We start from the raw sequence: 21,529 nt of genomic DNA on the forward strand, positions 1-21,529 counted from the left end.
TGAAGGAACGACATGGAATGCACGCTCGGGATGGTCCTGTATACGGCCTGTGAGGTAGCGGCGGTCGATGAAGACACAAGAGTTCTTGCGGTGCATTGTGAGCACTCCGAGGACGGCCGGCTTTGGTATCTGCTGTCGAGATGCGGCCAGGTGATGAAAGTCGACGAAGGTGAGCTGATGCACTCGGGCATGTTCCATCCGAGCGATGAACGTGCGGATGTCACACTCGAGCTTGGTCCGGACCAGGATCCCTTCGGAGCTTCGATGCTGGCATACCAGTGCGGGAAGTTCGATGCACCGCTTCGGCTTGTGCGAGCGGCCGTCAACGGTACCAAGCACCGAGGAGAAGCCCGGTGAAGAAGCACGTTCTGGCGCCGAAGCTCGCGGCAAAGTTCCGCATCCCGGTCGGGACCGCGGACGCGCTTCTCGATGAGGTGCGAGACCACATCATTGAGCAACTTCGTGCCGAGGGGATGTTTGTATGGCGCGGGCTCGGCACACTGCGCGTAAGGACGATCAACGCGAACGGCCGGAAGGTGCGCGATCCCCACGGGTGCTGGCGTGACTATCCCGACGCTGTGCGGGGATCTTTCATGTTGACGCAGGCGAAAGCGGTGCGGCAGTTGTTCGAAACTATTCAGAGCGAAAGGTGGAAAGAAGATGAGATTGCTGATCCTGCCGACCATTGACGGGGACCCGAATAACGTACGGTATGTCCTCGCTGGCAGTGGAGTTGCCGATCCTGAGATGGAGGTCCGTCGAGTGATCAATGCGGTGGCCGACATTGCGCCGTGCTTCATCTGGTCCGATGTGGCTGAGCGGCTTGTGGCGAGCGGTTTCGTCGTGCCTGAGGTGTCGATCGTCGATCGGCCATGGGACGAGCGCCGTCACCTGGTGTTCGGCACGAGCTTCACGGTCGAGATCCTGGGAGAGAGCGACCACGAATTCAGCGGTCAGCGAGCAACCGCGACAGATGCGGCGTCGGGAACACTCGTGCTGGTGCTCGCAGACAACACAGCGCTCACCGCGTCAGATCAACCGTACCGCCGCGGCTATGAAGGGATCGAGCAAGTCCCGCTGGGTTCGGTTCGCGTCATGCCGGAGCAATTTGATGATCGAGCGCAATACGACGCTGCGTGCATAGCGCTGCGAGACGCAGGTTTCGAATGTGTCGTCGACGAGCCGTCGGCGTCGTGACGGGTGTCGTGACGTCCTCGGCACGGCGGTGGTTTTCGAGAACCAACCTTCTTTCTCCCTGAAAGTTCCACTGTCGGGGCGGTGACCAAGCGGCCTCGGCCCCCGGTAGGGGCCGCGAACTGGACAGCCGATTCCGACCGCCTGTCCCCGAGGTCCCTCACTGATACATGAAGGGCGGCACGTCAATCTCGTACAGGAATGCATTGTTCTTGAAGGCCGTGTCCAGGGGTATGACCACGTGAAAGAGTCCGTCGCTAAAATCGTCCGAACGGTCGATCAAGGCTCGCAACCTGGCTAGGTTGGCGCGCTGGATCTCAGTGAAATCGGCCCGCCTTCGCAACAACTCCGTCAGCGAGTGGTCTTTCAGGTAACTGAAGTGGCGCCCCACAAGTCCGGCCACCACGTCGGACAGCTGGATTCCAACCTCCGCTTTGGAGTCGGAGAATCGGTAATTCAGTCGGCGCTCACCGTCGTGCGGTTCAAACCGCGCAAATACCTTCTCTACGAACGTTTCCCGGTCGAAGACATGCGCTCCGTTCTTGAACACGGTGATGCTATGCATGAACTGAGTGCTGAAATCGGAGATCAGCTCACCCGGATCGTTGTCGTGGAGGAATGGAAGTTCCAAAGCTGGCATGCGGGCAGCGTGCCGTAAGGTCTGTCGTAGGAAATGAGTGGCGGTGCTTCGATCTTCGGGTACATATTGGTCAACGAACTCGGAAACGACCAGTAAGAAGGAGCGGACGTGATCGCGCTGCACGTTCGGGTAGCCAAAGCCGTGCATTAGCTTCAGAAACCCGCTCGTGTTCTGCATCACGGCGTGATGCAACTCCGTTTTGAGCTCCATGTGGTACGCATTGATCTGAATTCTCGGGTCGACCTGCAGCGACTCGATGATGTCGAGGATTGACCAGTACAAGGGGTCCAGAGCCGAGTAGTGGATCATGAATTCCTGATCAAGGACCCACTGCAAGAAGGATGCGAGTTTGCGCGAACCTAGCGCATCCTCGTAGTTGCTCTTCGCGACGTGCTCGAACTTGATTTCAGTAGCACTGGGCTGAGCCTGGATCAATTTCCGCAGTTGCTGCCAGTCGGATATTTCACGGCCAGGCATGAGCGCTACACCTCCGATTACGAAGGTCTTGTTGTCCGGTACGTTAAGACCGAGTTCACTGAGTCTCAAGCGCCGGACGTTGTTTGTTTCGTCGTAGAACAACTGAAGCGGAACGTTCCAGTTCCTAAGCGGAAGAGTTCCTGCTCTGAAATCATCGACCTGTATTGCGCGCGGCATTAGCACCTCCCAATAGGAAAGGTCTAATCATGCATCATCGGTGCAGCAATCGGGTAGCTCTCCGGTTTGGTCCATGTCCCACGGCAAAGCGAAAAAGCCACGGGCGTTGGGTCGATCTGTAGAGCGGTATCCATTTTTAAGATGGTGCGTTCAGACACGAGACAATGCCGTCAACCTTCCCGCATGCGGTAATTCCTCGGCAACCTCGGTTGATCACGCCGAATCGAAGGCACGTATGACGCTTTCGTTTGGCCCCGAGTACGGGGACGTAAGGCGCACCTCGGCAGTGGGATTATCCGGCTGAAGGATTTGGGAATCCGCAGCAGGTCCGGGAATCTGACCGCCCCGATTGGGGTCGAGGGCGGGCTCGCCGATAGCCTCATCCGCTTCCAAGCCACCGTCCCTCTGAATTGAATCGAGAAGTGCATTTGTACGCGTGCGCCGGCAATACTCGAGGCTTAGAGCGGGGTCCCCCGTCGTAGTCATATGCTGGCGGATCAGCATTTTGATGAGCTTTGAAAGCGACCCGTCCTTGTATCTGTAGATGAACGTTGCGACATCCGGGTCGGCGTCGTAATTGATCTGCAAGTTGAATAGACGGACATCTTTCCAGTCGCGAGGTGCGCGTGCCATTTCGAGCTCGTCAGGATGATTTTCGGGACGCACAAAAGAGTGCATATCTGCAAAAGCCTTCGGCAACAGTCCACTCGGGCGACTGCGGAAGTATGACCCGTGGCATCAGTTGTCGGATTGAGGCACCGAGTTCGGGATCGGCGACAACGAGTGTGCCGTTCAACATATTCGGCTGATCGGTCGACGACTGGATCTCGTTCGATATAGAGTCGGCCGTACTCTTGCCGCCGACAGCGCGACGTGCGGTGAGGGCGCCTTTGCTCACAAAAAGGAAGTCGGAAGATGAGGGACCGACAACTGCGATTGCCCATGTTTGAGCATCACAATCGATAGCGGTATTTACCTGCCCATTCGGGAGAAAGACCAGATTTTGAAGCGCTCCGTGTGCAATAGGCTGGACGCGGAACGAAATGCGGCCTTGCGCCGTGGGAATCTGCTCCGCCAACGTGCTCCTCAGGCTGCTGATTAATTCGACGGTGCCGTTCGGGGCCTCATCTCGATTATCTCGCGCATTCAGAACGAACGTGATCGACAGCGGCTGGCCACTGAATTTCGTGACGAGTGATTGAACCGCAGTATTGATCGCCACGGCCTCCGCGTGATCGCCGTTCGGGATGGGTGGGTCGCTAGAGTCCAGGCGCAGGGTATGGGCGACGATCTGTTGGTGTCGCTCGGAAGGCTGTTCGATGGTCGACGCCACGAGGCCGATTCTGTGGCCGCGGTGGACGCCAAGTGCTAGGTTCATGCGCGGGTCCCGGTCTGACGAAATTAAAGAAGAACTTCTACAAGGTTGGGTGCTACGGAAAGTTTCGCAGGGAAGGGCGAAATGCAGAAATGCCTTGTAGAACGTTCTCCACTACGCGAGAAGTTCTTTAATAGAAATTTGTCCTCTCACTACCGATACAGCGCAAAAAAATGCAGAAGCATATTGCTTCCAAAAACGATGTCGAAAGCTGTGAGTGAGACGCGTTCCATGCGCATTTAGTAGGGCCGCACCCCACGTAGGGGCCGACCGGGTGTGGCTTCGCCGGCCGTCGCCTTCGGCGCCGGCCGGCTCGCATCTCGCCGTCCTAACGACGCGGGGTGCCAGTTCGCTGGGCCCGCAGCACGGGCAGATCCCGAAACCATCGCGCTGCCCGCCCGGCAGTCCCCGCTCCCGCGGGGACTGCCGGGCTAGTACCGAGGCGTCTCCGTTGCGGTGAAGCGTTTCTGCTTTTCGTGGGATGCCCTCGATACTGCGATCTCACTGAAATGACCGTGGAGTCGGCATGGCAACAAAGAGCGACATCAAAGAGCGGATTGCCCGCAATTTGGAGAGCGACTACGAACGGCCCGAACGTGAAACTGATTTAGAAGGGAAGTTGCGAAGTGCGGCGGAAGAAATGGTGAGTGGGATAGCCGCGATCGATGAAGTGATTCGTCAATACAACTTGGGGTTGCATAAATCGCAGCCGAACATCGACGGGAAATTGTCAGTCCGATTTTTTCGGAAACCTGCAAAGAAGATGATGCAGCGTCGGCCGTGGATGACTAAATGGGCGCATACCCACAAGAAAACGAGAACCGGCGAGATGATTCCCGCGACGGACAAACCGATGATGGCGCGCGAGCTTTCGACCCAACGTGGATTTTCGGAATTGCGGGTTCGCTCGAAGATAAAGGGCGGCAAGGCCTTCGAGAACGACCGAGTGACTGCAAGGCTCCTGAACGAGATGGAGGGGTTGCTTGAGCTGAGAAAGGAGGCGCTTTTGGGCGTGAGGGAATCGCTTGCGATCACGAGTCGTGTGATGCGGCGTGTTCACCAGAGGCTGTCGATTATTGAACGAAGGTATCCCGATGTAATGAAGCATCTCGTCCACGACTGGATGGATCCCGCGGCGAGTGTGAAGGCGATCTCGGAAAAAATCGGGCGACGCCGAGAGCAGATGCGGTACCGGCGATAGTGCGTGGGTTCGATTATGAGCGCATGTATCGTGTTCACGGATTCAGGTATCTTCCAGCCGATGGCACGGACGCGATGATGGCGGTTGGCGTCGGGTTGTTGTACTTGGGCGTGTATTCGGGGAGCTTCACCCGTCCCGAATTGAAGGAAGTGCGGATCGGTGATCGTGAGAAGGCGAAAGCCAGTGACTCGGTGCAATAGCACCGGCGGCCAGGCAAAGAAAAACCCTCGACTTCGGAAAAGTTGAGGGTTAGTAGGTCAAGAGAAAGGCGCGCCGGCGTCAAATAGCAGGCGATACCGTCAATCCGAGTAACGCTAGAATCCGACGTTGTGGCGTCGGTTTCGGCGGGCGCTCCTCCTTAAAGAGATCGTCGAATGGCCGAGAAGAAGCTTCCTGGAAGCAGGAGCGGATCGACTCGAAAACGGCGGTCCTTAGCTTTTCCGGCATGTTTCTGAATTTCACGCAATGCAGTGCGTGGAAGCGCTTCATCACGTTATCCGGTGCCGATATCGCGGCAAGCTCCAGGCAACGCTCGAGCGTGATGATGTCGAAGAAGCCGGTCTCGACCATTTTGTTCAGCGACGCGACGATTATCATCTGGTCGATTTCGCTGAGCATGCCTTTCTCTGAGGCTGCATCGGTTTCGACGGTGTGCGCCATGGCGTGGATCCTCTATGAAATGAAGGTGCGGCTTGCCGCAGGGTGAATGCATCGTGATAGGAGATGTGCGCGATCGTGCGGAACGGAGACGGCCTGTCTAATCGACTAGCAATTCGACGCCTACGATTTCGCGCTCGGTCACGCTGTCGAGGAAGGTATGAAAGCCGTCTGAAGAGGCGTGAGCGATCGCGATCGCTTCGGATGCTGCCGGCGAACGGGCTTCGACGGGAACGCGGTAACGCACGATCTCTTCGATCGTGACGATGAATTTCTGCATGACGTTTTCTCCAGGCAAAAAAATGCCCTCAAACTGCGAGGGCGGTTGGGTCAGATGTCGCGAGGTGCTAAGCGATCGGGTGAGGGTGTCAAGCAACTCGTGGAGCGGTCGCAGCGAAAGGCGTCACACTTCCGCACGTTCATTGCGGCGCTTGCCGCGTCGACGAAGGCATCACACTTCTCCTCACTATCGAACGACAGTTGAATGGATGTGAGCTGGCCCCAGTCGTTAATCGAGCAATCGAACGTCGCGGATTTGTCGCTGAAGACTTTGGAAGTCTTTTGAATCGAAAATCGCATGGTTTTTCTCCTGTAGCGGGAGCGGTTGGTCAGCCAGATGCTGGGCGCATTGTTCCGACGACGCAGTTGTGACACCCGTCTCCGTCGTGGCTGTTCTTCGTAGTGCACCCACAACGTGTGCAGCGGTAGAGCTGGTACATGTGGTTCTCCAGTATCGAAAAATCGGCTTCACTCTTCGTTGCCGAAGATCTTCACTAGGCGCAAGACCCAGAACCAGTAGTCGTCGGGATCCACGTCGGGTTCGCCGAAGAGCGGCCAGTCGTGACGCGGGTAAGCCGGGTGTTCTCCCAACTTGCTGCCGTTGGCGTGAAGATCGATCAGCGCCAGAATGCTGACGGCCGCAGCTGCACGTACGCGCTTCGCGATGTCCAGCAACCACTTTTCCTGTTTCTCGGACAACTGGAGGTAGCTGTTCAGCCGCGTCCGGCAGTTGCGCACAAGACTGCGTTCGTCCTCTCGCAGCATTTCGTAGTCGAGTGCCTCGAGACAAACAGCGAGCTCACGACGCAACATCTTCTCGTGCGCTTCGGCTTTTGCCTGTTGTTCGTCAATCTCCTGGCGAACGCGGGCGCGGTGCTCCGGGTCTTTCAATTTTGCGAAGTCGATCATCGTTATCTCCTTTGGTAGAGGTAGTGGTTGCGGCGGGCCGCTGTGGAATGCATAGCGAAAGGAGATGCCGCCATGCGCGTGGAACGGCCGAATTCGATGGACATGTCAGCGTTGAACGGCGCGGTATGCTCGCGCGGTGCCGGCTACGCTATCGGGTGCGAGGAAAAAGCAGAAATGACGCGCCGTGCATCACGCGCGGAGGGCGTAACTCGTGGAGATGAAACGAATGGAGTCCATCCGTTTATTGACAGAGAATAGGGGGCAGGCTGAGTATTTCAAGCATCGCGAAGTGCCTCGCGAATGACGTGATACCGACCGCCGCCGGCGGCGGCGCATGGTGTCCGCTGTGATATAGTCCGCTCCTGAAGATCTCTCTGTTTCGAGGTGCTCCACTCGCGAGCGCTTCTCCGAAATTCGACGCCCTGATCGGACGACTGCCCTCGCAGCGATCGATTAAGAGTCGACCGTCTGCCCCTAGATGGACCCATTACTGGGCTAGCGCTGCGCAACCGTTGGCAAGCGGATGAATGGCGCATGGGGCATTCCCTTCTGTTGTAACCGTCGTCTTCGTGCTTGCGTTTTTCCTACGATGACTTGCGAATTGCCCCCTTCTTGCACTATCCTTCATACGCTACGATTTTCATTTTTGGACTGACCGTTCGGAACCGCTTGCCACGGGACCGGACGCCGTATGAACATGCTTCGAGGGAAGCCATGCGATCCAATCGACACCCATCGGGTTCGGTTTGCGTTGCCGTTGTTGCGCGCGCAAGACCGACACATCTCCGCCTGACCGACGATTTCGTTCGTCCCTTTCGCTACACCGTACCGCCACCCGCGCATCGTGCGGCGTTGCGCGCTGCGCTTTCGCGACAGACCACCGCTGGCAGCACTTGATCGTTTGACCGTTTCTTCGCTCTGAGCGTCGACGCTCTCGCGTTTTCGCGAGCGTTCGCGCACGCGTTCGAAAACGGAATAGAACAATTCGCAGTGCAAATTAAAAAAGACCGCTAGCCGACTGCCACGGCACGGCCACTTCACGCATATCGTTGTGAGAGGGACGTCATGACACGCCCGAGAACCGTCCAAAAGGGGATCGTCGAGCAGTTCGCCTGCGCGCCCGAGGTCAGCCTGTCGATCGTCGAACTAGCCGAGGCTTTCAAAGGTGTCTACGACACCGGGCAACTCGCACATGGACTGTCCGCGCTTTTGAAATCCGAGGAGATCGAGAAAGACGGTCGGCGCCGTGGCGTTCAACGACCCGACGGACGAATGACCTGCGTGCAGTACTACCGCATCTCGGCTGCTGCGCTCGCGGCCATGTCGCCGCCCGATCCATCCTTGTGCGAATCGGTTGGCGTGGATCCTGGGAGGGTCGTTGAAATGCCGTTTCGCGTCACCCCGGCGTCTGTCGCCTACCTCGCCTTCCAGCAAGCCATAACGGGCCCGCGACGTGAGCGCATGGCGCACACGATCCGCGCTCGCTATGGCGCAACTGCGATCACACCTAAGCCCGAGAGCGTTCAGCCGGCCTTTGTGCAGCTGGACCTTTCTCTCTGAGGCGCGCCTCGTTCGCAATGAAAAACCGCATTCTCGAAATCACACGAAACACAATTCCTTACGTGAAGGAATTGATGCCGCTTGCGCGCTCCGTCACGTCATGTCTGTTGATGCAGCAGCTCGACTACTGGTTCAGCACATACCCCGATGGGTTCTGGAAATTCCAGGACGTCGCGCCGAAGCACCCCTGGTACAGGCCCGGTACGAGTTGGGCGGAGGAACTTGGTTTCAGCGTGAAGGAATTCCGCACCGCGTTCGACAACATTGGCGTGCGTTACACATCGAAGTCCGAGTGGGTAAGCGGCAACGGTGACTTTAAGGGGTTGTTTTACGCTTGCTACACGGACAAGCGGGAAGGAACGACGTGGTACTTCCGTAACCATGCACTCGTCGATTCCGCTCTTGACGTTCTGATGCGCGAGCCGCCGGCGACTCGAGGTAAGGCGATGCCTGACGGATCGGGTGGTGCGGCGCCGACGCAAGGCGAGCCGCCGGTGACGCCCGAAGCGCTGAAAAGCGCACTGGAGAGGGGCGAAATTGCCGCTCGCGAGGGTGCGGCGGCGGCGGCCATTCCGGCCTCACATGTTGATTCCGACAGAATCGAATCGCTGACGCAAGTCATTGATTTTATTCCAGATGACCAAACGGCATTTACAGTAAGTGCGACCTCGGAAGCGACCCGCTCCGGCTCAAGTTATCCACAGGCGGCGGATTTCGCACATGCTTCGCAAGTCATTGATTCACTTGCAGATGCCGAAAGGGCATTTACAGCAAATGTACCGCAAGCTATTGATTTTGCTCCAGATACCGAAAGGGTACTTCCAGTGGATTCCCTTTCGGAAGGTGATCTAATATGTAAACAGAGATTAGTTACAGATATAAAAACAACAACCACTGTGCCTCACAGTGATTCGACTGTGGATAGGGTCGCCGCGGACTCGGCGGCCTGTGAAAACCGTGGTTGTTGTGATGAAGAAAAGTCGTTAAACCCCGAACCCCCACCGGCCTCGGTCATCGAGCCGCCAGCGTCCCACCGTTCCTCCCATGCGGAGGCGGATACCGCGAGCGTCGCAGATGTCGCTCCCGCGCTGGTCTTCCCGAGCAAGCTGTACGTCCAGGAGCGCGAGCAGCTGGAAGCCATGATCGAGGGCTGTCCCTCGTTCGCGCGCCAGTCCGTGTTGGACGAGATCGCCGGTGCGCTTGCCAAGCCGGGGACGATCCGTCGCAGCACGCTGTCCTATGCGCGCGGACTCATCAATTCGGTTCATCGGACCAACACCTTCATACCTGCTCTGGGCGTCGCAATACGCGCGTGCCGTGAAAACGAACTGGCACGGCTGGCGTGTGATGAGGCGGCAAATCGCGCGGCGCACGGTTGTGCTGCCGGCCAGGCCCCGAGCGGGGGCATTCGAATTTTGACGGACGAAGAAATGGCTTGCTTGCCGGCCGGGATGCGTGCGGCCGCAACGGAGTCGCGAGAACGTCAACTTGCGGCTCTGGAGTCGAGTCGCAGAGCAGGCGCTGCAGGGTCGCCGAATGGTGCGTGCTCAAAATAACTATTGACAAACTATTTCACGAGAAATAGATTTGGAACTGCGCTCTGTTGGAGCGTTCTTGTGCACTCGGTAAGCGCCGCGTCCGCGGTGCTTTTGGAGCTGGCGCCGGCACGGGCCAGCAGCTTTTTCCGGGGGCAGGGCAAGTCATTGAACGGCAAGTATTGGAACTCCATCTCAAGGGCCTGAAATGAAGCGTGACCGGTTCTCTTTATCGCTCGACCTTGGCAACGAGCTGATCATCGACAACTTCGCAGGAGGCGGTGGAACCTCGACCGGCCTAGAGCGCGCGCTAGGGCGGCACGTCGACATCGCGATCAACCATGATCCCGAAGCCCTGGCGATGCATGCACTGAACCACCCGCACACGAAGCACCTGTGCGAGTCCGTGTGGGAGGTTGATCCGGTCGCCGTGACGAATAATCGGCCCGTCGGACTTGTTTGGCTGTCGCCGGACTGCAAACATTTCTCCAAGGCAAAAGGAAGCACGCCGGTATCCAAGAACATCCGTGGGCTGGCGTTCGTCTTGCTGCGCTGGCTCTTGTCGACCAAGCCACGCATTTTTATGCTCGAGAACGTTGAAGAGTTTGTTACCTGGGGTGATCTCATCGAGGTGTCTCCGGGAATCTGGATGCCAGACCCGTCGAAGAAAGGCGAGACCTTCCGCTGCTTCATCGGGATGATCACGACGGGCGTCGACGCAGCGCACCCCGCGCTCGCCGAGGCATGCGAAGCGCTGGGCATTTCAATCGACAGCCCGGCGGCGATGCGCTTGATAGAGGGCCTCAGATACGCCGTCGAATGGCGCGAGTTGCGCGCCTGCGATAACGGCGCCCCTACGCTGCGTAAGCGACTGTTCATCGTCGGCCGCTGCGATGGCCTGCCAGTTGTCTTCCCAGCGCCAACGCATGCCGAGCCTACGTCGCCTCAGGTGCTCGCGGGCATCCTCGCGCCGTACCGTACGGCAGCGGAGTGCATCGACTTCAGCATCACCGCGCCCAGCATCTTCGACAGACAGAAAGAACTCGTGCGCAATACCCTGCGCCGCGTCGCGAAGGGAATGTGGCGCCACGTCCTCGCGAGTCCGACGCCGTTTATCGTGCCGACCGCCGATGGCGTATCGGCGCCATTCGTCAACGAGCACGCGAACGCCAGCAACCAGCGCACGATGCGAGCCGACGAGCCGCTGCGCACGATCTGCGCTCAGGTGAAAGGCGGTCACTTCTCCGTTGTCGCTCCGACGATGGTGAAGCTGCGCGGAACGAGCGAAGCACACCTCCACGCAGATAGCGTTGAGCAGCCGCTGTCGACCGTGTCCGCCGGCGGGAATCATCACGCGCTCGCCAGTGCGCACTTGATCACGATCGGCTACGGCGAGCGCGCCGGCCAGCGGCCGCGCACGCAGGAAATCACCTCCCCGCTCGGCACTGTCGTCGCCGGAGGAGTGAAGCAGGCGATCGTCGCCGCACACATCACCAAGTTCCGCACCGGCAGCGCCGGCGCTTCGCTCGATGACCCGATGCCGACCGTCACTGCCAACAGCTTTGTGAAGCGCCCGGGCGGCTCGGCGCCGCTCGGCATCGTCTCGGCGCATTTGATGCATGTGACCCATCACGGCGATCGCGCAGGAAGCACGCCGGCGCATCCGCTGCCGACCGTCACTGGTGCGCATCGCGGCGAGCAGGCGCTGGCCGCGGCGTTCTTCGAGCAGGCAAATGGCGGATTCTGGGAAGACAACGATGGCCGGCCCGCAGCCGCACCACTGTCGACGATCGCGTCGAAGGGAGCCAATCAGCGCCTCGTTACCGCCTACCTCGTGAAGTACTACAGCTCGGGTGGTCAATGGCAGGACATCGGCGCGCCGATGCACACGCTGCCAACCAAGGCGCGCATGGGGCTCGTGCAAGCGGTAAAGGTGCCGGCAGCCTACCTATCGGAAGAGCATACCGAGAAAGCGCGCAAGTGCGCAGCGCTGCTGCGCGAGCACCTGCCGGAGGACTTCACCGAAGATGCGGACATGGTGATGATGTACCACGCCGGCGCCTGGTGGGTACTCGTCGACATCACGTTGCGCATGCTGAAGGATCGCGAGCTGTATCGCGCTCAGGACTTCCCAGACAGCTACATCATCCACGAGATCCCCGATCCGAAACTGCTGTTCGTGGACGGCGTACAGGTTCCGGGCGATCCGCGCGACCTACCGCGCATTCCGCTTTCGATCACTGCGCGAATCCGCATGTGCGGCAACAGCGTGTCCCCGGCCCAGTCCGAGGCGCTCGGCCGCGTCAACTTCGCACACGAGAAACAACTCGCGTTCGCCGCGGCATAACCAAGGACCACACCATGACCACCGATAAGAGCCGCGCTGATGAGCTGACGGACCTGCTGCCGTGTCCGCATTGCGGCCATGCAGCGCAGATCATGACGGGCGATGGCCCCTTCTTCGGCCGTGTGCAGGTCGAATGCGGATCGTGCCGGATCGCAACATTCTGGTACGACGAAGCTGTCGCCGTGCGCCAGTGGAACAACCGAGTCGCCGCATCCCCTGTCGCGCAGCCCGCAGCAGCGCCGTCGTGGCTGGATTGGGCTGTCGAGCGCTGGGAAGCCGAAGTGAAGAACCGGCCGCTCGTCAACGTGCACCGTCGCGCGCTCGACGATACGTGGCGTCAGGTCATCCGCCATTGCGGCGGCGACGATGTATCGTTGCTCGGGCCGAGGCATGGAGATCTGCTCGCGTCGAACCCGGTCAAGACCACTGAGCCCGATCCCGCGTTGATCGACAGCGATCTAAATTTCGAGCCCGACGCGCAGCACGCTGTCGCGGACATGGCGAACATCGGCTACGCGTTGCTGCAGCGTATCGCGCAGATGGCGCCAGGCTATAGCTGGGGTGACTGCCCGACCGAGATCGTCAGTGACCTCATCAACGAGCGCGATGAAGCCCGTACGGCCACCGCACCCGCGCCGGCGGACGAGCGGGCGGCATTCGAGGCGAAATTCCCGATCCCCGGCGGCGTCCATTGGAACGGCACCAAATACGTCGTGGACGACGAATACTTGAACTCCTATCGGGTCGAGCGCTTCGGTGGTCAGTGGGAAGCATGGCAAGCGGCCCGCGCCGCATCTGCCAACGAGACGGAGGCGGAAGGGGCGACCGAACGCGCCTTGTCTGACACGATCGACGAGCGCGACCGGTTCGAAGAAGATGGCACGCGGCTCGCGAACGCCGTCGGCGAATTCCTTGGCGTTGATGTCGGCGAATGGTCGAGCGCAAACGACCCGATCCTCGCTGCAATCGAAGCACTCGAATCTCGCGCCCCCGCGCAGGCGGCGGAACCGGTCAGATGGATCGGCGAGGGGAACTATTGCACGCGCAACGAGGAAATCGCCAAACGATACGGCTTCCTCACGCCGGTCTACGCCGCCCCGCAGCCTCCCGCACAGGCACCGTTCCAGAACCGCGTGCAGCCGTGGATGCTGGCCTGCTTCGGCGCCGAGATCGCGGCCGACCGCGCCGAGCGCAATCACCGGTTCTTCGAAGAGGCCGGCGAACTGGTTCAGGCGTGCGGGATGACGCGCGAGGAAGCACGCGCACTGGTCGACTACACGTGGGCGCGGCCGGTCGGCGAGCCGGCGCAGGAGGTCGGCGGCGTCATGGTCACGCTCGCCGCGCTGTGCCTCGCGAACGGCCTGGACATGCAAACGGCCGGCGAGACGGAGCTCGCGCGCATCAACGTGTCCGAGACGATCGAGAAGATCCGCGCGAAGCAGGTAGCGAAGCCGAAGCATTCGCCGCTGCCCGGCCCCGCGCAGGCAGACGCTCGCGAGGGGCTGACGGACGAGCAGCGCGAGGCGCTTGAGGCCATTCTAGGTGAGGTAATGATTACGGCTTGGGTGAAAGCGCAAATACGCACCCTTCTCCAAGGAGACAGCCATGCTTGAGCGGCCGCGCGACGGCGAAACGTACTCGGTTGAACAAGCGTCGCGACACGCAGTCGAGTTCTGTCGGAAGAACCCGGCATGGATGCGCATTTGCGACATCCCCGACAGCGATTCGTACACGGTGAAGTGGTCCGAGCTGAGCAAGCGCGATCAGGAACATTGGTGCAGCGAGTTCGCCTATAACGAGTTCGCCCGAAAGCGCAGCAAGTGCAAGGTCGGATTCGTGACCGGCAAGGGCGAGTTCTACGACGACGTACTGAAGGTGCCGCTGTATCACAACCTGATGACCGTCTTTCGCGTAGGCGTGAAGCGGTCGAGGCAATACCGGAGTGCCAACCATGCCGAATAACAACGTGCTGACGGTCGAGCGGATTGCGCGCGCAATATGGGCGATCCGCCGCGTCGATGAAGATCGCTGCGACATGGAGCTTGAGGATATGGGCGAGTCGCACGCAGTCTGGCGAGAAGCGCGGGCGATCCATGCCCTTCTCGCCGCCCATCCGGGCCAGCCGGATTGCTGGTGCGAAACATGCCGGCCGATCACGCTGACCGATATGCGCATGGTGCTGTGCCCAACGTGTGGAAACAAACGCTGCCCGCACGCGACCGACCATCGCAACGCCTGCACCGACAGCAACGATCCGGGGCAGCCGGGCAGCTCGTGTGAACACGTCATCCCAATCGGCCAGTCGCAGCCGCCGGACGCGATCGCACGCTCGAAGCGAATCCTAGGTCTGGTCGATGCGTACCACGAAAACCCGACGCGCGACACGCGAACGGCACTTCGAGTCGCGCTGATGGACGAGTTTCAGCCGGAGCCGCGCGCCGAGGTGACGGACGACGACATCATCACGGCCTGCGACGCGCATGGGATCACTCTCCCCGTCGAAGCGATCGAATCGGCAACCGCGCTCGTCAATCACTTCACCGCCCGCGCAGGAGCCAGGCAATGAAGGCCCTGTCAATTCGCCAACCGTGGGCGTGGCTGATAGCCGCCGGCCATAAGGACATTGAGAACCGGACGTGGCGCACGCATTACCGCGGGGCGCTACTGATCCACGCGTCCGCGGGCATGACCCGCCGGGAATACCTCGACGTCTGCGCATACCTGGACATCGAGATCGGTGGCATTCAATTGCCCGGGCAGAAAGCCATGGAGCGCGGCGGCATCGTGGGCATCGCCGACTTGTTCGACTGCGTGCCGCCGGCGGACCGCACGTCGCCGTGGCACATGGCTGGTTGCCACGGCTTCGCGCTACGCAACGCGCGCCAGCTGCCGTTCATCCCGTACAAGGGCCAGCGTGGCATCTTCGACGTGCCACGCAAGGATTTGCTGTTCATCGATGAGATCGCGGATATCCGCGATTAGCGAACGACGAAGTAACCCCACAGTGTCTTAAGACATGGAGCGTGAGCGATGGCAAACCTTCAAGTGACGAAGGCTGCGGTGCTGAAGGTGCTGGGCGAATCTCAGATGACCGCGAACCACGTCGCGGTGGTGCTGGATGCGAAGCAATCGAAGGTCAATTCGATTCTGGATACGCTGTTGTACAGCGGGCATCTCGAGCTGATTCAGAAAGCCGACGGCAATCATCAGTATCGACGCAAGACGCGGGACGTAGCGGAGAGCGTCGAGCGTGAACCGCTCACGACGTCGATTGCTGGGCGCCAGATCGCCCCGAACCTGAGGTCGACGCTGACAGGCTACGACAGGGAGATCTCGCGTCGAGTGTCCCTCTGCATGGCCGGGCGCGGTCGCTAACTGACACAGTGGGGGCGCGATGGGCGAAAAGAGCGGAATTTCCTGGTCGGCACTGACGTGGTCGCCGTGGGAAGGGTGTCAGAGAGTGGGGCCTGGCTGCGACCACTGCTACGCGGAAAGCATGAACAGGTGGCTGCGCCGCGGCGCGAACTGGGGCCCGGGAGCGCAGCGGCGGACGTATGGTGACGCGCATTGGCGAAAGCCGATGCGCTGGGACGCCGCCGCTCAGCATGCCCGACGGCGTGTGCAGGTGTTTCCGAGCGTGTGCGATCCGTTCGACAACGCCTCGCCGGCGGGAGAGCGGATGCGCTTTGCGCAACTGATCCTCGACACGCCGAATCTCATCTGGCTGCTCCTGACGAAACGAATCGGCAATGCGGCGTCGATGCTTGCCGAGATGTTCCCGGACGGCACGCCCGACAACGTGTGGGTCGGTGCGACGATAGTCGATCGGACCGAATTGCTGCGCGATGCATCGAAGCTCAAGGCGCTGAATGTGAGCCTGCGCTTCTGGAGCGTCGAGCCGATGTTGGGTGACTTGGGCGAGTTCGCGCCGGAATTGCTTCCCGAGTGGGTGATCGCTGGCGGCGAAAGCGGCAGGCATGCCCGACCGATGCATCCCATGTGGGTTAAGTCGCTTCGCGATCAATGCGTGTCCGCAGGCGTGCCCTTCATGTTCAAGCAGTGGGGGATGTGGGCGCCATGGACGCACGTGACGCCGCGGAAGGGTTCCGTCGCTACCGTACGATGGTACGAAGACGGATGGCGGTATGGCCGCGAGAACCTTGCCGTTGTGGACCGCCAGGTTGACGACGAATCGACCCTGTATCGGATCGGAACGCAGGAAGCGGGGCGCTTGCTCGATGGCGAGTTGCACGACGCATTCCCTTTCGAACTGGCGTAATTCCCTGGGCCCTGAACGCATGTTTTCTTCCAAGAACATTCAGCTCGACCTTTTCACACACGTCGCCGCGGCGTATGCCGACGCCGACGGCTGCACGTTGACCAACGCCGAACTGTATACGCGCGTCGCAGCACGCGCCGGCATTCATGCCGATGCGCTTGCGGTGCGCGAGACGATCGGCGGCTGCGCCGGGCAGAATCGAGTGCGCCATCGGATCAGATGGGCGCAGCAGACTTTGAAAGCGATGAATATCCTCTCGCGCGTCGCGGATCGCCGCGGCGTGTGGACGCTCTCCGAGGCCGCTGGCAAGAAGCTGCGTGCAGCGCGCGCTGGCGTGAAGCTCGTCGCGTTCTCGACCGATCTCGGTATGGCGGTCTGGGGTAGCAACGTCGACGCGATGGAGGGCATCGACGAGCCGATCTCGCTCGTCTTCAGCTCGTTGCCGTATCTGCTGCGCAAACCGCGCGCCTACGGCGGGATTGCTGACGAGCGTGCGTATGTTGACTTCGTGTGCCGTTCGATCGAGCCGCTTCTGAAGAAGCTTCGGCCAGGTGGTTCTGTTTGTCTGAATCTGACTGCTGATGCGTACGAGCCGGGTTTGCCGGCTCAGTCGATCTATTTCGAGCGGCTCGTTGTCGACCTGCGCGATCGGCTCGGCCTCTGGAAAATGAACGACGTCATCTGGGAGGGCTCAAAGCCGCCCGGCCCGACTCAGTGGGCCTGCGTGAACAACGTACAGCTGGCTTGGGCATACGAGCATATCCTTTGGCTGACCAACGATCCAGCGTGTGTGCGCGCGGACAACCGTCGGGTGCTTGAGCCGCACAAGGAAGCCCATAGACGCTTCGTCGCTGGGGGGGGCATCACCAGGCGCGCCACCTACGGTGATGGTGCGTATCGCCACCGTCCGGGCGGCTTCAGCAAGCCGACGGCAGGCCGGCTCCCGCGCAACATTCTGAAGCGAGGTAATCGCTGCGCGGACACGCTGCAGTACCGCGAGGATGCGCAGCGACTCGGCCTCCCAGTGCACGGCGCGATGATGCCGATCGACATTCCGGATTTCTTCATCCAGTTCCTGACCGAACCGGGCGACCTGGTTGTCGACCATTTTGGAGGCACGGTCAAGACAGGCATGGCGGCGGAGAGGCGGCAGCGGCGGTGGATCTGCTTTGAGCTGATGCTCGATTACATTCGCGTCGCCGCCGAACGCTTCCGGACTTGTGCCGGGTTCGCGTTGCACCCGGCAATCGAAGCGTATCCGAATGCATACGCCCCGACGATCGCAGCTGGGGGACGGTGAGACATGGAACTGACCGAGTATCACCGCCTCCGCGCGGCCGTCTGCGATTCCGGATACGCCAGTGACATCGAATGGTCGCAAACCGTTGCGAAACCAGACGACGCCGATGCCTTTGTGCGCGAGTACATCTTCGTGGTCTGCAACTCCGGCATGAAGGCCCAGATAGCACGTGGCATCTACGTGAAGGTGATGGGCGCCCTTGATGCCGGGCTTCACCCCGAAACAGTGTTCGGCCATACCGGGAAGGCCGCGGCGATCTGGGAGGTTTGGAGCGCGCGCGACGCTTGGTTCGAGCGGTTCGAGGCGAGCGATGACCAGATAGCCTTTCTTGAGACGATGCCGTGGATCGGATCGATCACGAAGTGGCATCTCGCGAAGAACTACGGCGTAGATGTTGCGAAGCCTGATCGGCACCTGGTTCGCGTCGCCGAGCGCTTTGACACGACGCCGCAGGCGCTCTGCGAGCGCCTGGCGCGCGAGAGCGGCGACCGAATCAGCACCGTCGACACCGTGATCTGGCGGGCGTGCAATCTGGGGATCCTGCAGTGATCTGGAGGCACATCAACCATCGGGAAAGGGGGCGCTCATGGCTGCCTAACTGGATCTGACCGCCCGCCGGGTCGCGCGCACCGTGGCGCGCGACCCGGCTACCACGCGGGAATTCTTCGATAGCCGAAGGACCATTTCTGCAATTCTGGGACTGCGTCTACATTGTGTGGGCGCAGGGGGAAACTGTTTTTCCTCAATTTCTGAAGGATGATCCACTCGGGTCTCGAAGAGAGAGCTGCGCCTTTTTGCTCAGGGAGCAGCAGATGAATCGAGATCAGCAACGTACGCAGCCCCAACGGTTGGGGCGTCGGCATGTCCTGCGTGCCGAAGACCTGCAGTGGACCCGCCCGATCGAAGAAGACCTTTTCATGCACTGTGCGTCCGTATTTACGAAGGAACAGCAGCGGCCGAAGGCCTCTCTGGCCGGCGCCGGCATTCGAACAATCAATGACCTACCTTTCGCAGCTGGGCTCCTGGCGGTCATGAACGATCCGGCGCTGAAGCGCCGCGATTCCAATACGCGTGCCGCGATCTGGTGGCGTCTCGTCAACATGCTGGAAATCGCTAGAGAGCCGGGCCGCCTCGCTCCGTGGGTCAGCATCAGCGAGGCTACCGGTGCAACCGAAGTCAGCGAGGGACTCGTCAGAGCGTGCGCGAAGGCGCGATTGGCATGTGCGGAATCCGCGGGGAGTGGGTTCGATACCGACGATCTTGCTACCCAGGTAGCAGCGATCGACGCGCGGGACCAGGAAGCGGTCGCAGCGTGAATAGGAAGAAGCGATGATCCATTCTCGACAGGCGAAGGGAGCTCTCGGAAAGCTCAGGAGCGTAGCCGGTTGCATTCTCGTGCAGGCTGCGATCCTCGGAGTGGCTTGTTTAGTTGGAACCGTTTCGTCTCTGCGAGGGTCGCCGATACCAGCAAGTGCGACTGCGCTCGGCGTCGCTGGGTTTGCGAACCTTGCGATGGTCCTTCGTCGCGACGGCTGGCCGGCTATCGCAGGTCCGATTTGCGCGATCACGATTCTGCTCTTCGGCCCAACGGTCTTCGATGTCCTGCACGTTGGGGCATTGATTTCCGATCGTAGCCAAAGTGTCGAAGAATTCCCCGTTGTGCTCACGTTGACTCTGTGGTGTCTTGCGGCCGCGGGCTTTTGCTGCGGTATCTGGATGATCGTATCCAGGGGCATCACGTTGGCGTTTGGCTGCCGCGAATGAATGTGGACGACCTGATGAGATGGATCGACTCCCATCATCTACCACGACCGGTCCGCGACAACGGTGACGGCACGCTCACTGTTTGGTGGACGGCCACCGATCGCAATGGAACTGTTATCGGAGAGCAGCAAGTGATTCCGGCAACGCTATCAGCTGCGCGGGATCTTCTCGGCTACTGAAGGTTGACGTCGACCACGGAGCAATGACGTGAAAGTTAGATATGCAAATGGAATTTCGGTCACTATCATCTTCGCATTATCGGCCGGTCTGGTTTTCTGGTACCCGCGGGATACTGGAAGGTCTGACATTCAGCGCGACGTGATGGTGAGGCCGTACTACGAGCTCGGGTTCTCTACAGGCAACGCCGCACAGACCATTGTTCGAAGTGCGATCGGTAGTGCTCGAAAGTCGATCGTCATCGCGGCGGAGAGCTTGAGTAGTCAGAACATGGCTGAAGCACTGGTCGCCGCGAAGAGCCGAGGTATGCACGTGCGGGTGGTGGTGAATGCGCGCAACGTCGATCCGACGGCCGGCCCTTTTCAGGCACTTGCAAGTCATGGCATTGAGATTCGAACGACCGGACAGGCTGGAGCGTTTCGCCAGTTCCTTCTAATCGATGGCGTCGACAACGAGAGCGGGAGCGTAGTACTCGGTGACGCGGACGGCGCGTTGCTCATTGCGGACTTGGGGCTTGCCATCCGCTATCGGGCGGAGTGGCAAAGGCTATGGGAGCACAGTGTGGCCGTCGAAAGCAAAGGGGAATGAACCATGGTGGATCTGCTTCGACATCGTCACTCGGTGTGGCTCGGGCTTGTGATCGCCCTTTGCACGGCGCCCGCCGGCGCACGCACCGTTCAGTCGGATGCGCTCCTCTCGGGGAGCTTGCCGCCGACCGCTCGGTTCGAGCTCGGCTTCTCGCCTGGCGGATCCGCTGAAGCTGTCGTGCTGCGAGCGATTGGTGGCGCTCGTGAATCGATACTCGTGGCCGCATACAGCTTCACCAGCCGAACCATCGCCAAGGCTTTGGTCAACGCCCAACATCGCGGCGTCAAGGTGTTTGTGCTGGCGGACTCGCGGCAGAACAGCAAGGCCTACTCTGCGGTCCAGTACCTTGCAAATCAGGGCGTCGCAGTGCGCGTGATTGATCGTTTCGACGCGTTTCACCACAAATTTTTGGTGCTCGACCAACGGCACGTAGAACTGGGTAGCTTCAACTATAGTGCTGCTGCTACACGCAATGCGGAGAACGCGATGCTCCTTTGGGGTGTCCCCGAGATCGCGGAACGATACACGGCAGAGTGGCGAACACTCTGGGACCAGGGTGTGCCGGTTCAAGCAGCGTACTGATTACCAGCATCGCGTTCTCTGCGTTGCGTGTCACAATGTCGTTCCCAACGCTTGAGGTGACCAGTCGAGCTCATCCCTGGAACGAATATCGCGCATCGGATCGCACCCGCGCCGGAAACGGCCGCCGCTTGATTCGTGCTAACCAGCATTACTTCGCGGGCTTGGGTGTGCGTCGGGACTTCGCGAGTCCACGCTGGACCAACGCCGCGTACAAGTCGAACGCCGGCTTAAATTTTTCCTGGATAGCCTTCACATGGACTGCGAGCTGCTGTCGCTTGTAACCATAGCGTTCCGCTGCTTCGGATAACGGGACTCCCTGCACGAGATGATCACGCAGCGCGAGTAGCATGCTTTCGTTCTCGATCCGTGAGAGCTCGAGCATGGCGGCCAGTGTCTCGGCGGTGAGGGGGTAGTCAGGGACTTTCATCGGGTGGCGTGGCAAAACCTTTCGTTGTCTTCGTTGGGACAGAGCGGCGCCAGTGAGGCCG

The 21,529-nt window shown here is 60.2% G+C and carries 26 protein-coding genes; 18 read left to right on the forward strand and 8 right to left on the reverse strand.

Features of this window, described 5'->3' with window-relative positions; genetic code table 11:
• The first annotated feature begins 12 nt into the window (after nucleotides 1-12).
• Genes ACN8ZM_RS40255 through ACN8ZM_RS40265 form a run of 3 tightly spaced genes read left to right on the forward strand, consistent with a single transcriptional unit; the run spans nucleotide 13 to nucleotide 1,197 of the window.
• On the forward strand, nucleotides 13-357 hold the full coding sequence (locus ACN8ZM_RS40255; RefSeq protein WP_420213449.1) for a hypothetical protein: 345 nt from the start codon (nucleotides 13-15) through the stop codon (nucleotides 355-357).
• A complete protein-coding gene (locus ACN8ZM_RS40260) occupies nucleotides 354-689 on the forward strand; it encodes a hypothetical protein (RefSeq protein ID WP_420213450.1) in 336 nt (111 codons plus the stop codon). Before ACN8ZM_RS40255 ends, ACN8ZM_RS40260 begins: the two co-directional genes overlap by 4 nt.
• Nucleotides 661-1,197, forward strand: coding sequence for a hypothetical protein (locus ACN8ZM_RS40265; RefSeq protein WP_420213451.1), 537 nt, complete (start codon nucleotides 661-663; stop codon nucleotides 1,195-1,197). The genes ACN8ZM_RS40260 and ACN8ZM_RS40265 overlap by 29 nt, the downstream gene beginning before the upstream one ends.
• A gap of 157 nt (nucleotides 1,198-1,354) precedes the next feature.
• Here ACN8ZM_RS40265 and ACN8ZM_RS40270 read toward each other — a convergent pair whose 3' ends face one another.
• The 3 genes from ACN8ZM_RS40270 to ACN8ZM_RS40280 form a co-directional block, all read right to left on the reverse strand.
• Nucleotides 1,355-2,488, reverse strand: a complete 1,134-nt coding sequence (locus tag ACN8ZM_RS40270) for a DUF3800 domain-containing protein (protein WP_420213452.1) — start codon at nucleotides 2,486-2,488, stop codon at nucleotides 1,355-1,357.
• Nucleotides 2,489-2,701: 213 nt separating this feature from the next.
• On the reverse strand, nucleotides 2,702-3,121 hold the full coding sequence (locus ACN8ZM_RS40275) for a hypothetical protein (protein WP_420213453.1): 420 nt from the start codon (nucleotides 3,119-3,121) through the stop codon (nucleotides 2,702-2,704).
• A 10-nt stretch (nucleotides 3,122-3,131) separates the two neighbouring features.
• Entirely contained in the window at nucleotides 3,132-3,866 is a 735-nt protein-coding gene (locus tag ACN8ZM_RS40280) for a hypothetical protein (RefSeq protein WP_420213454.1), read from the reverse strand.
• A gap of 523 nt (nucleotides 3,867-4,389) precedes the next feature.
• Here ACN8ZM_RS40280 and ACN8ZM_RS40285 point away from each other — a divergent pair.
• A complete protein-coding gene (locus ACN8ZM_RS40285) occupies nucleotides 4,390-5,064 on the forward strand; it encodes a hypothetical protein (protein WP_420213455.1) in 675 nt (224 codons plus the stop codon).
• Between the two features lie 279 nt (nucleotides 5,065-5,343).
• Here ACN8ZM_RS40285 and ACN8ZM_RS40290 read toward each other — a convergent pair whose 3' ends face one another.
• The 4 genes from ACN8ZM_RS40290 to ACN8ZM_RS40305 all read right to left on the reverse strand — a co-directional run bounded on the left by ACN8ZM_RS40290 (nucleotide 5,344) and on the right by ACN8ZM_RS40305 (nucleotide 6,909).
• Nucleotides 5,344-5,724, reverse strand: a complete 381-nt coding sequence (locus tag ACN8ZM_RS40290; RefSeq protein ID WP_420213456.1) for a hypothetical protein — start codon at nucleotides 5,722-5,724, stop codon at nucleotides 5,344-5,346.
• A 97-nt stretch (nucleotides 5,725-5,821) separates the two neighbouring features.
• Nucleotides 5,822-6,001, reverse strand: a complete 180-nt coding sequence (locus tag ACN8ZM_RS40295; protein ID WP_420213457.1) for a hypothetical protein — start codon at nucleotides 5,999-6,001, stop codon at nucleotides 5,822-5,824.
• 50 nt (nucleotides 6,002-6,051) lie between these two features.
• Nucleotides 6,052-6,300 (reverse strand): hypothetical protein, encoded by a 249-nt coding sequence (locus ACN8ZM_RS40300; protein ID WP_420213458.1) that lies wholly within the window; start codon nucleotides 6,298-6,300, stop codon nucleotides 6,052-6,054.
• A gap of 168 nt (nucleotides 6,301-6,468) precedes the next feature.
• Nucleotides 6,469-6,909, reverse strand: coding sequence for a hypothetical protein (locus ACN8ZM_RS40305; protein WP_420213459.1), 441 nt, complete (start codon nucleotides 6,907-6,909; stop codon nucleotides 6,469-6,471).
• A 1,065-nt stretch (nucleotides 6,910-7,974) separates the two neighbouring features.
• Between ACN8ZM_RS40305 and ACN8ZM_RS40310 the strand changes: the two genes are divergently transcribed.
• From ACN8ZM_RS40310 to ACN8ZM_RS40375, 14 genes are all read left to right on the forward strand, one after another.
• Entirely contained in the window at nucleotides 7,975-8,469 is a 495-nt protein-coding gene (locus ACN8ZM_RS40310; RefSeq protein ID WP_420213460.1) for a hypothetical protein, read from the forward strand.
• Nucleotides 8,470-8,486: 17 nt separating this feature from the next.
• Entirely contained in the window at nucleotides 8,487-10,025 is a 1,539-nt protein-coding gene (locus ACN8ZM_RS40315; protein WP_420213461.1) for a hypothetical protein, read from the forward strand.
• Between the two features lie 187 nt (nucleotides 10,026-10,212).
• A complete protein-coding gene (locus ACN8ZM_RS40320) occupies nucleotides 10,213-12,351 on the forward strand; it encodes a DNA cytosine methyltransferase (RefSeq protein WP_420213462.1) in 2,139 nt (712 codons plus the stop codon).
• A gap of 14 nt (nucleotides 12,352-12,365) precedes the next feature.
• Nucleotides 12,366-13,964: a Lar family restriction alleviation protein gene (locus tag ACN8ZM_RS40325; protein WP_420213463.1), complete on the forward strand. Its 1,599-nt coding sequence runs from the start codon at nucleotides 12,366-12,368 to the stop codon at nucleotides 13,962-13,964.
• Nucleotides 13,957-14,313: a hypothetical protein gene (locus tag ACN8ZM_RS40330; protein WP_420213464.1), complete on the forward strand. Its 357-nt coding sequence runs from the start codon at nucleotides 13,957-13,959 to the stop codon at nucleotides 14,311-14,313. Before ACN8ZM_RS40325 ends, ACN8ZM_RS40330 begins: the two co-directional genes overlap by 8 nt.
• On the forward strand, nucleotides 14,303-14,917 hold the full coding sequence (locus ACN8ZM_RS40335) for a hypothetical protein (RefSeq protein ID WP_420213465.1): 615 nt from the start codon (nucleotides 14,303-14,305) through the stop codon (nucleotides 14,915-14,917). Before ACN8ZM_RS40330 ends, ACN8ZM_RS40335 begins: the two co-directional genes overlap by 11 nt.
• Nucleotides 14,914-15,333 carry an ASCH domain-containing protein gene (locus tag ACN8ZM_RS40340; RefSeq protein WP_420213466.1) on the forward strand — a complete coding sequence of 140 codons (420 nt, stop codon included), beginning with the start codon at nucleotides 14,914-14,916 and terminating at the stop codon, nucleotides 15,331-15,333. The genes ACN8ZM_RS40335 and ACN8ZM_RS40340 overlap by 4 nt, the downstream gene beginning before the upstream one ends.
• Before the next feature lie 48 nt (nucleotides 15,334-15,381).
• Entirely contained in the window at nucleotides 15,382-15,726 is a 345-nt protein-coding gene (locus ACN8ZM_RS40345; protein ID WP_420213467.1) for a DNA-binding protein, read from the forward strand.
• 19 nt (nucleotides 15,727-15,745) lie between these two features.
• Nucleotides 15,746-16,630, forward strand: a complete 885-nt coding sequence (locus ACN8ZM_RS40350; protein WP_420213468.1) for a DUF5131 family protein — start codon at nucleotides 15,746-15,748, stop codon at nucleotides 16,628-16,630.
• A 19-nt stretch (nucleotides 16,631-16,649) separates the two neighbouring features.
• Nucleotides 16,650-17,930 carry a DNA methyltransferase gene (locus ACN8ZM_RS40355; RefSeq protein ID WP_420213469.1) on the forward strand — a complete coding sequence of 427 codons (1,281 nt, stop codon included), beginning with the start codon at nucleotides 16,650-16,652 and terminating at the stop codon, nucleotides 17,928-17,930.
• A gap of 3 nt (nucleotides 17,931-17,933) precedes the next feature.
• Nucleotides 17,934-18,479 carry a hypothetical protein gene (locus ACN8ZM_RS40360; protein WP_420213470.1) on the forward strand — a complete coding sequence of 182 codons (546 nt, stop codon included), beginning with the start codon at nucleotides 17,934-17,936 and terminating at the stop codon, nucleotides 18,477-18,479.
• 263 nt (nucleotides 18,480-18,742) lie between these two features.
• On the forward strand, nucleotides 18,743-19,246 hold the full coding sequence (locus ACN8ZM_RS40365; RefSeq protein ID WP_420213471.1) for a hypothetical protein: 504 nt from the start codon (nucleotides 18,743-18,745) through the stop codon (nucleotides 19,244-19,246).
• Between the two features lie 655 nt (nucleotides 19,247-19,901).
• Nucleotides 19,902-20,459 (forward strand): phospholipase D-like domain-containing protein, encoded by a 558-nt coding sequence (locus ACN8ZM_RS40370; protein WP_420213472.1) that lies wholly within the window; start codon nucleotides 19,902-19,904, stop codon nucleotides 20,457-20,459.
• 3 nt (nucleotides 20,460-20,462) lie between these two features.
• Entirely contained in the window at nucleotides 20,463-21,041 is a 579-nt protein-coding gene (locus ACN8ZM_RS40375) for a phospholipase D family protein (RefSeq protein ID WP_420213473.1), read from the forward strand.
• A gap of 148 nt (nucleotides 21,042-21,189) precedes the next feature.
• Here ACN8ZM_RS40375 and ACN8ZM_RS40380 read toward each other — a convergent pair whose 3' ends face one another.
• Entirely contained in the window at nucleotides 21,190-21,468 is a 279-nt protein-coding gene (locus ACN8ZM_RS40380) for a hypothetical protein (protein WP_420213474.1), read from the reverse strand.
• Nucleotides 21,469-21,529: the final 61 nt, after the last annotated feature.

The sequence above is a fragment of the Burkholderia aenigmatica genome (assembly GCF_048627025.1).
In the GTDB taxonomy this organism is placed as follows: Bacteria; Pseudomonadota; Gammaproteobacteria; order Burkholderiales; family Burkholderiaceae; genus Burkholderia; species Burkholderia aenigmatica.